This window comes from Campylobacter sp. TTU-622 (genome assembly GCF_016598965.1).
Classification (GTDB): domain Bacteria; phylum Campylobacterota; class Campylobacteria; order Campylobacterales; family Campylobacteraceae; genus Campylobacter_D.
The window spans coordinates 1-15064 of record NZ_JAENKR010000031.1 but is presented as its reverse complement, the minus strand read 5'-3'; the positions used below and the strand labels follow the sequence as shown (position 1 = coordinate 15064).

The window sequence follows — 15064 nt, the reverse complement described above, 5'->3', positions numbered from 1 at the left end:
ATAAATACAATTTTATAATTTTCTAGTCTATATATTCTATCAAAGTATCTGTTTAATTTTACATCATCAAAACTTTAGTACTTAAGATAATTTTCATTGGTTATTTAATGATTTTAATTACAAAGATATCCACTATCAGTCCAACTTTCTAATGCAAACTAATTATAATTTGTTGTTATTTTTAGCGTATTGTCATCCTTAAAATATACTAGTTTTGATTATATTATATTTATAATTCTATGATTTTTTTACATAAATATTATTTTATAAAAATATTTAAATTTTCTATATAACTACCTTGTAAAACTTAAAACTAAAGTTAGTTATATGCTATTTTTATAAAAAATAGTTAAATTATAAGTTTTATTAAACACAATAAGAAAAATAAGTTTGTTTTAAATAAAAATGTAATTATCTCAGAGAGTAAAAACACTTTTGGGATATAAAATTTAAAAATCAAACATTGTTTTATCTATCTTTTAAACAGCATTTAATTACTATTTTGAGATAAAACAGATATTTTAAGGATATTTGAGTATTTTACGCTTTAAACTGAAAAGATAAAAAGTTATTTTATATACTTTAAAGGGCTATATTTGGTATTTTGTTAAAATTATTTAAAGATAGTTACACATATTCTTTTAAATACCCCTTGCAATATTTTTTAAAATATTTTTTATAAATATAAAAACTTATAAGAATTTATATAAAAAATACTAAAAATTTTTACTTTAAAATAATTTTAAATTATCATTGTAATTTCCATAAATTTAATATCTTTTTATTTTTTCTATTAAAAAATTTATTAGTTTTAAATATTTTACAAATATATAAAAGTTTTATCATATTAAAAATATTAAAATATTTAAAAATAATTCCTATATCAAAAAACAAATGTTTTTAAATTTGTGAACAAAAATATAAATTTAATTTAATATTTTAAATCAATTTATAAAATTAATAAATTTTTATATCTTGATTGTTTAAATCTTTATAAGCTTCACAAGCTTGCAAATGTTTTTGATCACAAGCTATTCCAAAATATCTTTTTGCTGTTTTTAAATCATTTTTTTCAAATTGATTATAACGACCTAAAAGATAACAAGCTTCTCCAAAACCAAAAGAACAAGATTGTTTATAAAAATACAAAGCTTGATCTAAATTTTGTTTGATAAGGGTACCTTTTTCATATAAAAAACCTATTTTATAGCACGCTCTAGAATCTTTTAAAGAACAAGATTTTTTATAAAAACTTAAAGCTAATTCTCCATCTTTTTCTTTTTCATAAAAAAGACCTATAGTATTACAACTTTGTATATCATTTAATTTACACGCTTTATTAAAAGCTAGTATAGCTTCGTTAAAAAAACCTTGATTTTGTAATAAAAAAGCCAAATTAGAACAACCTTGTTTTAATCCTAAGGAGCAAGATTTATCATAAAATTTATAAGCTTTTTGCAGATCTTTTGTAATTCCTTGAGAATTCTCATACATATAAGCTAGAGAAAAACAAGCTTTTGAATTTGATTTTTCACAAAGTTTATTAAAAATTTCATAAGCTTTTTGATAGTTTTTATTATCATAAAATTTTAAAGCCTTATCAAGATCGGTAGAAAAAAGAGTATTAAAGAAAAGCAAAATTAAAAAGATTTTTTTCATTATTTTCCTTAAAAAGTGTTATAAATTTGATTTATAACACAATTTAACAAACAAATTTAAATAATCCCTTTTTTGGGATTATTTATTTTTTTGAGCAACTAGTTGTCTTCTCATATAAGCTATCTTGCTTTGAAGAGGTAGTTCTTTTGGACAATTATCTTCACAAGCAAGTAATGACATACAACCAAAAACTCCATCATCATCACCCACAAGCTCATAAAAATCCTCTATACTTCTATGATCGTGTGGATCTTGTAAATAGCGTGCTGTTCTTAAAAGTCCAGTCGCTGCTATAAAATCTGGTCTCATTAATTTCGTTGCACAAGAAGCAACACAAATTCCACATTCAATACAACGATCAAGTTCAAAAGTCTCATCAGCTACTTCAGGTTCTATACGCTCTTCAAGTTTTGAAATATCAACTTCTTTATCGTGATGCACCCAGCTCTCAACCTTTTTACACATACCTTCAAACCACTCACCAGTATTTACACTTAGATCCTTAATATGTCTAAAGGCAGGAAGTGGCATAAGCTCTATAACTCCATCAGGATAATCTTTAGTAAGGGTTCTACACGCAAGTTTTGGAACACCATTAATCATCATAGCACAAGATCCGCAAATCCCAGCACGACAAACAAAATCAAAACTCAAATCTGCATCCATTTTTTCACGAATCAAAGTAAGACAAACAAAAACTGTCATAAAAGGAGTCTCTTCGAGTTCATAAGTAACAAAATGAGGTTTTGAAATCTTGCTCAAAGGATTATATTTAAAAGCTTTAATTGTTAATTTTCTACTCATAATCAACTCCTATTCTTTGATTTGGTTTTTTATATTTTTCTTGTAACTCATAAGGCATCAAAGCTTCTTGAATTTCATAGCGTCCTTTACCTTCAGCTTCCATTTTAGCACGAATTGCATCAACTTCTTCTTGACGTTTTTGACTTAAAGGATTTTCTATAATATTTCCTTTTGCTCCATAACCCCTAAATGCCGGAGGCATTTCCATTTTCATAATATCAAGATCTTCATACTCTACACGTGGCAAAGTTTCACCTTCAACCCAATAAGTATTTGTTCTTTTCATCCAATTTAAATCGTCTCTCTTTGGATAATCTTCTCTAAAATGCGCCCCTCTACTTTCTGTTCTTAAAAGCGCGCCATAAGCAACACATAAAGCAATTTTAAGCATCCTTGGAACTCTATAAGCTTCTTCTAATTCTGGATTTGCACAGTCTAATTCTTTATTATGTAGTTTAAGATCTAAAGATTCTTGATATAACTTTTCAAGTTCATCTACAGCTTCTTTTAAACCTTCTCCTGTTCTAAAAATAGCAACTTTTTCCCACATAATATCTTTCATTTTATTTTTGATTTCAAAAACATCAAATTTACCTTCTTTATCAACTAAAGATTTTAAATATTGATATTCTTTACTTAGAAAATCTTTAACAATGTTTGTATCGATAACTTCACCATTATTTTTACAATAATCAGCAAAATAATCACCTACTATCATACCTGCAACAACAGTTTCAGCACAAGAATTTCCACCTAAACGATTAAAACCATGCATATCCCAACAAGCTGCTTCCCCACAAGCAAAAAGCCCTTCAAGCCATTGACTTTCACCTGTTGGCTTAGTTCTAATACCACCCATTGAATAATGTTGCATAGGCAATACAGGAGCCCATCCTTTTGGTCCTTCATCGGCAGGATCTATGCCATTGAAAGTTTTACAAATATCTTGAACATCTCTTAAATTCTTTTCAATATGAGCACGCCCAAGTATAGAAATATCAAGCCATAAATGATCTCCATATGGACTTTTAACTCCTTTTCCTTTGCGTATATGCTCCATCATACGACGACTTACAACGTCACGACTTGCAAGCTCTTTTTTCTCTGGTTCATAATCTGGCATAAAACGATATCCATCAACATCACGTAAAACACCACCATCTCCACGACAACCTTCAGTAAGTAAAATTCCACTTGGAACAATAGGAGTTGGATGAAATTGAACCGCTTCCATATTTGAAAGTCTACAAAGTCCTGTTTCAAGTGCAATAGCAGCTCCAGTTCCTTCACAAATAACAGCATTTGTAGTCTGTTTATAAATTCTTCCATAACCACCTGTTGCTATCATAGTTCCTCTTGCCACATAAGCAATAAGTTGGCCATTTGTAAGATCTCTTGCTATAACGCCTAAACATTTTTTACCATCATGTATAATACGCACAGCTTCCATTCTGTCTATAATTTTTACTTGGTATTTAATAGCTTCATTTGCTACACCATAAAGCATACAATGACCAGTAGCATCAGCAATATAACAAGTTCTCCATTTTTTTGTTCCACCAAAATCCCTTGCATTAATAAGCCCATGAGCTTCGCTTTTTTCTTCTATAGTTGTTTTTTGTGCATTAATAACCACAGATCTTGGTCCTTTTTTAATTCTAGTCCAAGGAACACCCCATGCAGCAAGCTCTCTAACCGCTTTTGGAGCAGTTTGCGCAAACATTCTTGCTACTTCTTGATCACAACCCCAATCACTTCCTTTAACAGTATCTGCAAAATGCAAATCTTCATTGTCTCCTTCACCTTTAGCACCATTTGCCAAACTTGCTTGCATTCCACCTTGAACTGCTGCAGAGTGTGATCTTTTCACAGGACAAATACTTAAAAGTGTAACACTTTGCCCACTTTTAGCTACTTCAATTGCTGCTCTAAGTCCAGCCAAACCTCCACCAACGATTAAAGCATCACTATATTGTATATTCATGTTTTACTCCATCATAATTTTTTATCATTACACTTTGTATTTGTTGTTCTTGATAATTTTTATAACCGATTTTTGCAAAAGCTGCAAGACTTAAAAAGCCTAAAACTAAAAAGAAAATACTTATTACCCATTTAGCAGTTTTAAGTTTTTTGCGACTTTCTTTAGCATTTTTTCCTTCAAACCAGCCCCATTTAACACAAAGTCTATAAAGACCTATACTACCGTGAAGCTCAACACAAATTAATAGTACTATATAAAAAAGCCACATAAAATGACTAACAACTCTATCTCCTGATAAATCTCCGCTAATTTTATCTGCATTTGTAATAACAAAAATAAGATGAGCAGACCCCAAAAAAAACATTACAAAACCAGTTAATGCTTGAGTCCACCATAAAGTTGTATCTTGATGTTTTATAGTTTTAATATGAGTTTTTAAAAGCTGATATTGACGAAAATTGATTGGAAATTTTCTCATTGCTAAACCAGCATGAATAATAAAAATAATTAAAACACAAGCTGCAAGAAAAGAAGTAATATAACTCATTATTGGATTATCATAAACAAATTTTAATTCCAAAAAATGAACAACAGAGTTAAAAAAATCTTCACTCACTAAAATAGTAGATACAAAAAACATATGCATCCACATAAATAATCCTAAAAAAAGCCCAGAAGCACTTTGGATAAAATCCAATTTTGCAGGAATTTTACTTTTTTTACCCTCAATACTTCTACCTAGATATCCTTCGATAAGCCAACCCATTTTTACTCCTTGGTAGTTTTAAAGAATTAAAAAAATATCAAATTATATTGTAACAAATCTTTAATAAAAATTAAATATTTATTTTATATTTTTTAAGATAAATATAAAATAACAAAGATAACATACACATTAATAAACTTAAAATTTGCCCCATACTTAAACCAAAAATAATGTAACCCAAACCAAAATCAGGTTCTCTATAAAATTCGCAAAAAAATCTTGCTAAGGAGTAAGCGCTAGCATAAATAATAATTAATTCTCCGTTAAAACTTTTTCTTAAATTTGCATAATAAACAATTAAAAAGACAACAAAACCTTCAAAAAATGCTTCGTAAAGTTGAGAGGGGTGGCGTAATATTCCATTAACATAAATTCCCCAAGGAACATCTGTTACACGCCCAAAAAGCTCTTGATTTAAGAAATTTCCAATTCTGCCAAATATATAAGCCAATGGAACACTCAAAGCTACAAGATCTAAATAAATCCACATATTTTGTTTATATTTTTTACAAAATAAAAATGTGGCTACTAAAAAACCTATTATAGCACCATGATAACTCATGCCTCGAATTCCTACAAATTCTCCATTGTAATAAGGATTAAAAATTTGCCAAGGATGAGCCAAATACCATAAAGTATTAGAATCATAAATTAAAATATATCCTAAACGTGCTCCTAAAATAACTCCTATTTCAACCCATATAAAATAATTATCCAACATCTTTGAACTTATATTGATTTTAAATTTTTTAACAAAAAATTTTGCCAACAATAAAGCTATTATTAAAGATAAAATATACATTATCCCATACCAATGAACCTTTAAACCAAATAATTCAAAAGCCACTACATTAAAATTCGAATAAATATTTTGCCATTTTTCCATAATTTTAAAATCCAAAAGTAAAATAAACTAGAATATACCAAAAAAAATTTAATCTTGCTATAATTTCATTAAAATATAATTTAAAGGTAAGTTGCATGAAAAAATTTATAACTATTGGTATTTTTATGATACTTTTAAGTGCCTGTTCTAGTACAAGCTCTAATTTTGTTAATGTTTCTTTGCCAAATTTTAAACCTCAAGTGCCTACAAAAATTGAACCTATACAATCAAATGTTAAAATTAGTCTAGAGCCGATTAACATTGAACAAAATAATAATTACTCTGATTATTTTGAAAATTCTGTTTTAAAACTCAGAATTGAAAAAGAAATTGATCTTTTAAAAGAAAATTTAGAAGAGCAAATCAAAACTATAGCTCTTTTAGCAGGTTATGAAATTGATGATAAACAACCAGATTACAAACTTAAAACTACCATAAGCATTTATATTGAAGAAAAAGAAATACAAAAAACAAATGAACTTCTTAGTGGAGATTTTATTAATTCTAAACTAGGGATGGCTTTTAAAGCTAATGCTGAATTTATTAATATTTATGATCCACAAAATAAAACAAATATGACAAGTAACACCAAACTTGACTCTTTAATCAGTTTAACCTATCCTATTAAAAGTGATGATGGGATCAATATGTTTAAAACATCAATTAGCAGTGTTCCAACACAACTAAACAAAGGTTTAGAACGCCCTGCTTTTGAAATTGATAAAAGTTTTTTAGCTTTTTATAAGAATTTTTTAAATACTTTATACTCTAATCTTCCAAAAGCTTTAGATATTGGAAAACCTTCTGTACAAAATAAACAAGAATTTAATGAATTTAATGCACAAGATTTCGAAGAAAAAGATAATAAAACAAATCACAACAATACTAGCGAAACTAGTGAAGAAAAACATTCTCAAAATAAAAATGACGATGGAGTAATAATTTTTGAATAAATTATTACTCTAAATTTAAACCTTCTAACATAAATTTTTTAATATTATTTTGCTGATTTTTAATTTCAAAAAAAAGTTCAAAAGCAAAAATTCCTTGCCATAAAAGCATTTCTAGACCGTTTTTATATATTAAATTATGTTTTTTGCAAAGCTTTATAAAAGGTGTTTCTTTATTGTAAATTACCTCAAAGGCATATTTGCTATAATTAAAAATTTTTTCTAATATTTTTTTATCACAAGCTAGATTCTCATCAAAAAGACCAGCAGAAGTGGTATTAATTATCATATCATAATTAAAATCATCAATATCCTCATAAAGCATAGTAATAAAATCTTTAAAAGAACTAAATCTTTTTAAATTTCGATTTGCAATATGAATTTCTTTTATATTTTTATACTTTAAAGCATAAGCAATAGCTCTTGCAGTTCCACCAGCTCCCAAAATCAATACTTTATTCAAATTTTCAAAATTTTCAATGGCTTTTAAAAATCCTAATATATCTGTATTATAAGCATAAATTTTAGACTTTTTTATAATTAAAGTATTAGCAGCTTTAATATCAAATATGCTCTCATCTTTAACGTCTGCTATCTTAAAAGCTTTCTCTTTAAAAGGTAGGGTAATATTAGCTCCACTGAGCCTTAAGTTAAATAATATATCTCTAAGTTTATCTTCATCTTCTAAATTATAACGTGTATAAAGCGCATCGAATCCAAAATTTCTAATAGCATTGTTATGCATTCTAGGAGATTTAGAATGCATAATAGGATTGCCTATGACGCTAAAAAGTTTCATTTTAAAGTGAAAGAAAATGCATCTTTTCCTATATCTTTGCGAATTTTTGCAAGTTCATTGGTAATAGCATCTTTACTAAAAGGACCTATAAGAACTTTTGTAATTTCTTTACCATTAATTGTAGTTTTATAAAGCTTATAATCATAACCTTTTTGTTTCACTGCCATAAGCTCTTTAGATTTTTGATCAACATTAGAAACTGAAAAAATCTGAACATATATTCCCGGAGTTAAATCATTTGAAGTTTCTATTTTTGGATCAACTTTTTGAAAAAGCTCTTTTGGATCTTGAGTTTTAGATTTTGATTCTTCTTTAGCTTTTGGAGTTATATTATTTTTAGAATTTGGTGTATTTTTTTCTACTTTATTTTCCTTTGGCTGAGAAACAATAGTTTTTTCTTTTTCTTGAATTTGTGGCTGTGGTTGTTGTATTGACTGTGCTGGCTCTTGCGGAATATTTGATACCAATTGGTCACTAGTGTTATTTTCATTTGTAGTATCTTCACCCTGAATTTGTTTTTTTAAAATTTCAAACTGATCTTCAGCAGAATCTTCTTGAGTAATAGGTATATTTTCAAAAGAATTTTGACCATCAGTATTTTCATCAACACTCACATTTACAGGTTCTGAAGGTAATATGTTATTTTCATTACTGTCATTTCCATTAATAAGCTTCATTACAATCATAATCACCAAAAATAAAATTACTAAAGCAATAACCCTTAATAGAATTTTTTTAATTTTTTCGCTTTTATTAGCTCTATCTAAGATAATATCATCAAATTCATTTTTTTTATTATTTTCCATTTTTTTCCTTTCTTACATATGTTTTGACCAAGAAGTCCCACGTTCTTTTTTATACACTTCATAAGGCAAAATTAAGATATTAAAATCTCTAGGTAAATCCATAGTTGGAAAAACCCTCCATTCAACTGGCATTTTAGTTGCAAATAAAGCAGAGAGTCTCGATGCTAAAGAATACCCCTCTACCAAATCTGTATGCCCCTTATGAATATATAAATGCAAATGTCCAGGAGTCTTAGTTTTATATGCTGTAAAATTAATAAAACCTTGATCACGCAAAATAAGTTGCGCTCTATGCCAAAATCTTTCGGCATTAAAGCCATTATAATCAAATACTATATTTTCAACTTTATTAGTTTTTGATATAAGATCGTGTGCAATAGTAATTTTCTTTTCACAGTGTTCTCTAATGAGATTGCTAGTTAAAGGAGCATCAATTTTTTCAAATTTATCAAAAAAATATCTACCACGATGTTCATATTTATTAACAACTCTATCTCTTTGTATATAGTAATAGCTACTTATAATCTTAATAAGTGATAAATCCATCATTGAAATCAAAACATAGCCTTTGTATAAATTGTAAATTTACTCGCAAGTTCTTTTAATTTTGCTCTTATGTTTAATTGTAAATTTGTATTATTTATATCATCTAAAATATCAGCTATATAATTAGCAACTATTTGAATATCCTCTTCTTTAAAACCTCTTGCTGTTAAAGCTGGCGTACCCAATCTTAAACCACTTGTGATAAATGGGCTACGTTTTTCTCCTGGAACAGTATTTTTATTCGCTGTAATGCCAGCATTTGCTAAAGCTAAATCTGCATCTTTTCCACTAAAATCACGATCTAAAAAACTAATTAATACCAAATGATTGTCTGTTCCATCGCTAACAAGCTTATATCCTCTTTCTATTAGAATCTTAGCTAAAACTTGAGTATTATTAATAATATTTTTAGCATAAATTTTCCACTCATCACTTAAATTAAATTTAAACCCTACAGCTTTTGCAGCTATAATATTCATTAAAGGTCCACCTTGAATTCCAGGAAAAATTGCCGAATTTATTTTTTTAGCAATTTCCTCATCATTACACATAATGATACCACCTCTTGGTCCTCTTAATGTTTTATGAGTTGTTGAACTTACTACGTGTGCATAAGGAAAAGGACTTGGATGTTCATTAGCTACAACCAAACCTGCAATATGCGCTATATCCGCAAATAAATATGCGCCTACTTCATCTGCAATTTCTCTAAATATTTTAAAATCAATTATCCTAGGATATGCACTAGCACCACAAACAATTAATTTAGGTTTAACAATTTTTGCAATATATCTTACTTTTTCATAATCTATTCTTCCATCAAGTTCCACTCCATAAAAAAAACTCTCATAAAATTGACCTGATGAACTTACTTTTGCTCCATGTGTTAAATGACCTCCATGACTTAAATCCATACCTAAAATCTTATCCCCTGGATTTAAAAGAGCTGCATAAACGCCTTGATTAGCTTGTGATCCAGAATGAGGTTGAACATTTGCAAAATTACAATTAAAAAGCTTTTTACAACGTTCTATAGCTAAAGTTTCAATTTGATCAACAATCTCACATCCGCTATAATATCTTTTTAAAGGATAGCCTTCAGCATATTTATTGGTTAAAATACTTCCCATAACCTCCATAACTTCTGGCAAAGTAAAATTTTCGCTGGCTATCATTTCAAGCCCTTCACATTGTCTTTTTAATTCTTCATTAGTTAATTCATAAATTTCTTTATCAAAATGCTCTAAACTCATATTTATCCTTTAATATTGAGATTAATTGGGCGCATTGCTGGAAATAATATAACATCACGAATCGATTTTTTATTAGTTAAAAGCATAACCAATCTATCAATTCCAATACCTTCTCCTGCAGTTGGAGGCATTCCATATCCTAAGGCATTTATAAAATCTTCATCCATTTCGCAAGCTTCTTCATTGCCATTATTTTTTGCTTCAACTTGTTTTAAAAACCTTTCATACTGATCAATAGGATCATTAAGCTCATTAAAACCATTGGCTAATTCTCTACCACAAATAAAAAGTTCAAATCTTTCTGCTATATTTTCATTATCATCACTTCTTCTTGATAAAGGACTTATAGAAATTGGAAATTCTGTAACAAAAGTAGGATTAATTAATTTATCTTCCACATAATGATCAAAAAGCTCTGCTTGTAAATGACCTAAATCTAACTTTTCATTTGCTTCAAAACCATCTTGTTTTAATTTTAAAAGAATCTTTTCTTTATCTTCTATAAGATCTTCTTGTAAATTTCCATATTTTTTCAAAGCTTCTTTATAAGAAATTCTCTCAAATGGTTTTGAAAAATCAATGATATTCCCATCAAATTCTATCTTAAAACCTAAATTTAATTCTTTTAAAAGCATGGCAAATAACTCTTCTGTTAAATCCATTAAATCTTTATAATTATGATAGGCCCAATAAAATTCTATAGTAGTAAATTCTGGATTATGAGTTAAGTCCATACCTTCATTTCTAAAACAACGATTGATTTCAAAAACAGCTTCAAATCCTCCAACAACTAATCTCTTAAGATATAACTCTGGGGCAATTCTTAAAAATCTTTCAACACCCAAAGCATTATGAAAAGTTTTAAATGGTTTAGCATTAGCTCCTCCAGCAATAGGATGCATCATAGGAGTTTCTACTTCTAAAAATCCTTTTTTTTCAAAAAAAGCACGTATTAAACTTACAATTTTAGACCTTAGAAAAAAATCTCTTCTTACCTCGCTATTCATTATCATATCAACATAACGTTTTCGATATCTTTGCTCAATATCTGTTAAACCGTGATATTTTTCTGGTAAAGGAACAATAGCTTTTGAAGCTAATTTTAATTCCTTAACATGCATACTAAATTCTCCTGTTTTAGTTACAAAAGGAAAACCTTTTACTAAAACAATATCCCCTACTTCAAGATTTTTTTTAAGAAAATTAAAATATTCCTCGCCAACGCTATCTTTACTAAAGTAAATTTGCAAATTTGATTCTTCATCTTCTATATTTGCAAAAACAGATTTTCCTGCGATTCTAAAAAGTTTTAAGCGTCCAGCTGTTGCAACAATAGAATTTTCATCTCTTTTGTTTTCATTGTCCATTACATAAAGAAAATGATCTTTAAATTGTTTAAGAGTCATTTCTTTTTTTAAAAAATGTGGATAAGGATTAATATTTATTTTTCTAAATTCATTTGCTTTTTCAATTCTTTGTTGTTCCAAAATATTATCAAACATTTATATCCTTGTTTTTGCTTTTATATTGCATTCATTGCAAATTCCATAAAGTTGCATTAAATGACCGGTAAGTTTAAAATTATATTTTTGTGCAATTACAGATTGTTGCTCTTCAATTATCGAATTTTCAAATTCTATAATTTTTCCACAATTTTTACATATCATATGGTCATGATGGGGCTTATTTGCTAATTCGTATTTTTTTCCAGCAGAACCAAAAGATATAGAAGTTACCATTTGAGCATCTTCAAGTAAATTTAGAGTTCTATAAACTGTAGCTATACCTATGTTTAAATTAGGCTCTATTTGCTTAATCTCCATATACAAGCTCTCTGGGGTATAATGCGTATCACTATTATATAAAGTTTTTAAAAGAATTTCTCTTTGCTTAGTATATTTTAAACCACCCTTACGTAAAATTTTTTTAAAACTTTCTAGCAAAACGTCATATTCTATATTTTCAACGAGCATTAAAATTATCCTTATAAAGCATTAATCTGAATTAAGTTCTTTTAAATTGTTATTCATCATATCAATAGATGTTTCCGTTAAAGGTTGATTCATAATATAAGAACCCACATTTTTCAATAAATCTAAAGTATAACTATTTTGAGCAAAACTATTTAATTTATCATTCAAAAAGCTTATTTTAGAGACACAAAAAACAAAAATAGCAAAAATTAAAAATATTTTTGCTGCACCAAATAAAAAACCTCCTATGCGATCAATAAAACCTAAACCGCTCCATTTAACAAGCTTTGAAAGAAAGCTTCCTAATATCAAACAAAAAACCCAAAATAAAATAAGAATGACCATAAAACCGGCAAATGAAGCTAAAGATTCGTTTTCTATTTTGTAAAAAGAATTTTGAATTAATTTGGTAGCTTCAATAGAATATTTAGAAGCTATAAAAATACCTCCAATTATACCCAAAAGTCCAAAGATTTCTTTAATTAAACCATTTAATATACCTTTAAGGCCTAAAAGCAAGGTAAATCCCAAAACAAATAAATCAAACCAGTAAAAACTCATAAAAATCCTATCTAAAAATTATTTTTGATAAAAATTCTATAATAATAAAATAAATATTTAATCAATTCTAATCAATAATTTTTGGCACGATAAAAAAATGTTCTTGACAACTTGGAGAATGTTTAAAAATTTCATTAACCACATTGCTATTTTTAACTTCATCATTCCTAAAAATAATGCTATTCTCGATTGGACTAATAGCACTTTCTAAAGAATTTAAGTTTATTTCATTTAATTTTTCAACAAAATCAACAATTTCACTAAGCTCAGAAATAAGCTTTTCTCTTTTATCATCTGCAATTCTTAATGCACTTAATCTTTCAAGTTTTTCTAACAAATTTGTATCAATTTGCATAATTTAGTCCTTTTATAAAAAAGCAGTCAAATCTTTAAATTATATCATAAATATTCTTAAATAGTTTAAGAATATTTAATTTAATTGATGTTAAAATACATTTTAATTTATAAGATATAATTTAAAATCAAAAGTTGTTTTAAATATTAGACAAAATTAATAAAATTTAAGGATAAACAATTGAATTTTCAAGATAAATCAAATGCTAAAAATCTCAATATTCAAGAAGATTTTTTTAAAACATTTATTCAAGGCGAAAGATTTTTTAAAAAATACAAGTTTTATATTTTAGGAATCATTATATGTCTATTAATTTGGCTAGCTGCCTCTATAATCAATGAAAAAATTAAAGAAAAAAATACCGAAGAAAATAATCAAATTTATTTAAATTTAATACAAAATCCAAATAATACTGAAATTTCTTCTGCTTTAAAAGAAAAAAATATAAATCTTTATGCTATATTTTTGTTAAATCAGTTAAATAATAAAAATGATTTAAAAATTATTGAGCAATTAAAACAAATAAGTCAAGACTCAAAAATAAATTTATTAATAAAAAATATTATAGATCTTGGACTTCATCAAAAATCTTTATTTTTAAAAGATTATTCTAAAATTTTACAAGCTTATAATTTTTTAGAACAAAATAAAATCGAAGAAGCCAGAGTTTTATTAACTCAAATTAAAAGCAATTCAGAATTAAAACAAATTGCAGACAATTTAAAACATTATCAAGGTATCAACTAAAATGAAACAATTAATTTTAATTTTTTTATGTATTTTTTTATTTAATGCTTGTAGCACAAAAAGACAATATTTTAAACCAGAACACATTGATAAAGGACTCAACAAAAGCGAAAGTTTAAACTCAACAATTATTGATTGGAATATTTTTGCAGCTAAACTTAAAAATAATCAAGTAATTTTTAAAAACCAAGGTCTTATTAAAAATTTTAAACTTGAAAAGAATTATATGTTATTAAATATTCAAGATGATGAATTTTTTATTGCTGATAATAATGGAAATTTAAAAATTTACAATAACGAAAATCAAGAAATTTATTCTTATCAATTTGATGCAAGTGTTGTAAGCATAGCATCAAATGGAGATGATATGGCTTTGGTATTAGCCAATAATTCTATTGTTCTTTTAAATAGAACACTAGGAATTAAATTTTCCCAAAAACTAAGCCCATCTATAGCACAAGATAATAGAATCGCTGCTCCTATATTTTTAGATAATATCATTGTTTATCCAACTTTAGATGGAAGAATTATTATCATCTCAAAAAATGATTATAGAATTTTAAAAGATGTAGTTATTTCTGCTGAAGATTTTTTTAATAATATCATCTATCTTAATGTTATAGACGATAAACTCATTGCTGCAAGTGCAAAGAAAGTTATAGTTGTAACCCAAAATCAAACATTTTATTTATACGCAGATATTAAAGATATTGTTGCAAACCATAACAATATCTTTATATTTGATAAAGATGGAAACATTATTAAAACAGATTTAAATCTTAACAAAATAACAGAAAAAAAACTTGAATTTGCTATCTTTACAAAAGTAAATATTTATGATGATTATTTGTATATATTTGAAAAAACTGGATATTTAATTAAAAGTGATTTAAATTTAGATAATATGGAAATTTATGAATTGGGCAATGCTGTTGATAAAATGTCATTTATGAATAATGAAGCATTTTATTATGA

Annotated in this window: 16 protein-coding genes; 3 read left to right on the top strand and 13 right to left on the bottom strand. The window is 26.9% G+C overall.

The window, feature by feature from the left end; all coding sequences use genetic code 11:
• Nucleotides 1-957: 957 nt before the first annotated feature.
• The 5 genes from JG677_RS04450 to lgt all read right to left on the bottom strand — a co-directional run bounded on the left by JG677_RS04450 (nucleotide 958) and on the right by lgt (nucleotide 6099).
• Nucleotides 958-1659 carry a tetratricopeptide repeat protein gene (locus JG677_RS04450; RefSeq protein WP_200170081.1) on the bottom strand — a complete coding sequence of 234 codons (702 nt, stop codon included), beginning with the start codon at nucleotides 1657-1659 and terminating at the stop codon, nucleotides 958-960.
• Nucleotides 1660-1737: 78 nt separating this feature from the next.
• Entirely contained in the window at nucleotides 1738-2463 is a 726-nt protein-coding gene (locus tag JG677_RS04445; RefSeq protein WP_200170082.1) for a fumarate reductase iron-sulfur subunit, read from the bottom strand.
• On the bottom strand, nucleotides 2456-4447 hold the full coding sequence (locus tag JG677_RS04440) for a fumarate reductase flavoprotein subunit (protein WP_200170083.1): 1992 nt from the start codon (nucleotides 4445-4447) through the stop codon (nucleotides 2456-2458). Before JG677_RS04440 ends, JG677_RS04445 begins: the two co-directional genes overlap by 8 nt.
• A complete protein-coding gene (locus JG677_RS04435) occupies nucleotides 4431-5213 on the bottom strand; it encodes a fumarate reductase cytochrome b subunit (protein WP_200170084.1) in 783 nt (260 codons plus the stop codon). The genes JG677_RS04440 and JG677_RS04435 overlap by 17 nt, the downstream gene beginning before the upstream one ends.
• A gap of 70 nt (nucleotides 5214-5283) precedes the next feature.
• On the bottom strand, nucleotides 5284-6099 hold the full coding sequence (gene lgt / locus JG677_RS04430) for a prolipoprotein diacylglyceryl transferase (protein WP_200217398.1): 816 nt from the start codon (nucleotides 6097-6099) through the stop codon (nucleotides 5284-5286).
• 95 nt (nucleotides 6100-6194) lie between these two features.
• On the opposite strand from lgt, the gene JG677_RS04425 reads away from it, so the two are divergent.
• Nucleotides 6195-7052, top strand: a complete 858-nt coding sequence (locus tag JG677_RS04425; RefSeq protein ID WP_200170086.1) for a hypothetical protein — start codon at nucleotides 6195-6197, stop codon at nucleotides 7050-7052.
• 4 nt (nucleotides 7053-7056) lie between these two features.
• Here JG677_RS04425 and JG677_RS04420 read toward each other — a convergent pair whose 3' ends face one another.
• The 8 genes from JG677_RS04420 to gatC all read right to left on the bottom strand — a co-directional run bounded on the left by JG677_RS04420 (nucleotide 7057) and on the right by gatC (nucleotide 13342).
• A complete protein-coding gene (locus tag JG677_RS04420; RefSeq protein WP_200285382.1) occupies nucleotides 7057-7848 on the bottom strand; it encodes a shikimate dehydrogenase in 792 nt (263 codons plus the stop codon).
• A complete protein-coding gene (locus JG677_RS04415) occupies nucleotides 7845-8654 on the bottom strand; it encodes an SPOR domain-containing protein (protein WP_200217395.1) in 810 nt (269 codons plus the stop codon). Before JG677_RS04415 ends, JG677_RS04420 begins: the two co-directional genes overlap by 4 nt.
• 12 nt (nucleotides 8655-8666) lie before the next feature.
• Nucleotides 8667-9212 carry a DUF1882 domain-containing protein gene (locus JG677_RS04410; RefSeq protein WP_200285381.1) on the bottom strand — a complete coding sequence of 182 codons (546 nt, stop codon included), beginning with the start codon at nucleotides 9210-9212 and terminating at the stop codon, nucleotides 8667-8669.
• Nucleotides 9209-10453, bottom strand: a complete 1245-nt coding sequence (locus tag JG677_RS04405) for a serine hydroxymethyltransferase (RefSeq protein WP_200170090.1) — start codon at nucleotides 10451-10453, stop codon at nucleotides 9209-9211. Before JG677_RS04405 ends, JG677_RS04410 begins: the two co-directional genes overlap by 4 nt.
• 2 nt (nucleotides 10454-10455) lie before the next feature.
• On the bottom strand, nucleotides 10456-11955 hold the full coding sequence (gene lysS / locus JG677_RS04400) for a lysine--tRNA ligase (protein ID WP_200170091.1): 1500 nt from the start codon (nucleotides 11953-11955) through the stop codon (nucleotides 10456-10458).
• Nucleotides 11956-12426 (bottom strand): Fur family transcriptional regulator, encoded by a 471-nt coding sequence (locus JG677_RS04395; protein ID WP_200170092.1) that lies wholly within the window; start codon nucleotides 12424-12426, stop codon nucleotides 11956-11958.
• A 21-nt stretch (nucleotides 12427-12447) separates the two neighbouring features.
• A complete protein-coding gene (locus JG677_RS04390; protein ID WP_200285379.1) occupies nucleotides 12448-12987 on the bottom strand; it encodes a CvpA family protein in 540 nt (179 codons plus the stop codon).
• A 67-nt stretch (nucleotides 12988-13054) separates the two neighbouring features.
• Complete coding sequence (gatC, locus tag JG677_RS04385) at nucleotides 13055-13342, bottom strand: Asp-tRNA(Asn)/Glu-tRNA(Gln) amidotransferase subunit GatC (protein WP_200170094.1); 288 nt, start codon at nucleotides 13340-13342, stop codon at nucleotides 13055-13057.
• A gap of 180 nt (nucleotides 13343-13522) precedes the next feature.
• Between gatC and JG677_RS04380 the strand changes: the two genes are divergently transcribed.
• Nucleotides 13523-14089 carry a hypothetical protein gene (locus JG677_RS04380; protein ID WP_200285377.1) on the top strand — a complete coding sequence of 189 codons (567 nt, stop codon included), beginning with the start codon at nucleotides 13523-13525 and terminating at the stop codon, nucleotides 14087-14089.
• 1 nt (nucleotide 14090) lies between these two features.
• Nucleotides 14091-15064 (top strand): hypothetical protein (locus JG677_RS04375; protein WP_200285375.1); only part of this gene is annotated, 974 nt, incomplete at its 3' end.

What these genes read in the sequence shown, in the direction of transcription:
- JG677_RS04450 (WP_200170081.1), bottom strand. Translation starts at nt 1,659, where the DNA reads ATGAAAAAAATCTTTTTAATTTTGCTTTTCTTTAATACTCTTTTTTCT.
- JG677_RS04445 (WP_200170082.1), bottom strand. Translation starts at nt 2,463, where the DNA reads ATGAGTAGAAAATTAACAATTAAAGCTTTTAAATATAATCCTTTGAGC.
- JG677_RS04440 (WP_200170083.1), bottom strand. Translation starts at nt 4,447, where the DNA reads ATGAATATACAATATAGTGATGCTTTAATCGTTGGTGGAGGTTTGGCT.
- JG677_RS04435 (WP_200170084.1), bottom strand. Translation starts at nt 5,213, where the DNA reads ATGGGTTGGCTTATCGAAGGATATCTAGGTAGAAGTATTGAGGGTAAA.
- lgt (WP_200217398.1), bottom strand. Translation starts at nt 6,099, where the DNA reads ATGGAAAAATGGCAAAATATTTATTCGAATTTTAATGTAGTGGCTTTT.
- JG677_RS04425 (WP_200170086.1), top strand. Translation starts at nt 6,195, where the DNA reads ATGAAAAAATTTATAACTATTGGTATTTTTATGATACTTTTAAGTGCC.
- JG677_RS04420 (WP_200285382.1), bottom strand. Translation starts at nt 7,848, where the DNA reads ATGAAACTTTTTAGCGTCATAGGCAATCCTATTATGCATTCTAAATCT.
- JG677_RS04415 (WP_200217395.1), bottom strand. Translation starts at nt 8,654, where the DNA reads ATGGAAAATAATAAAAAAAATGAATTTGATGATATTATCTTAGATAGA.
- JG677_RS04405 (WP_200170090.1), bottom strand. Translation starts at nt 10,453, where the DNA reads ATGAGTTTAGAGCATTTTGATAAAGAAATTTATGAATTAACTAATGAA.
- lysS (WP_200170091.1), bottom strand. Translation starts at nt 11,955, where the DNA reads ATGTTTGATAATATTTTGGAACAACAAAGAATTGAAAAAGCAAATGAA.
- JG677_RS04395 (WP_200170092.1), bottom strand. Translation starts at nt 12,426, where the DNA reads ATGCTCGTTGAAAATATAGAATATGACGTTTTGCTAGAAAGTTTTAAA.
- JG677_RS04390 (WP_200285379.1), bottom strand. Translation starts at nt 12,987, where the DNA reads ATGAGTTTTTACTGGTTTGATTTATTTGTTTTGGGATTTACCTTGCTT.
- gatC (WP_200170094.1), bottom strand. Translation starts at nt 13,342, where the DNA reads ATGCAAATTGATACAAATTTGTTAGAAAAACTTGAAAGATTAAGTGCA.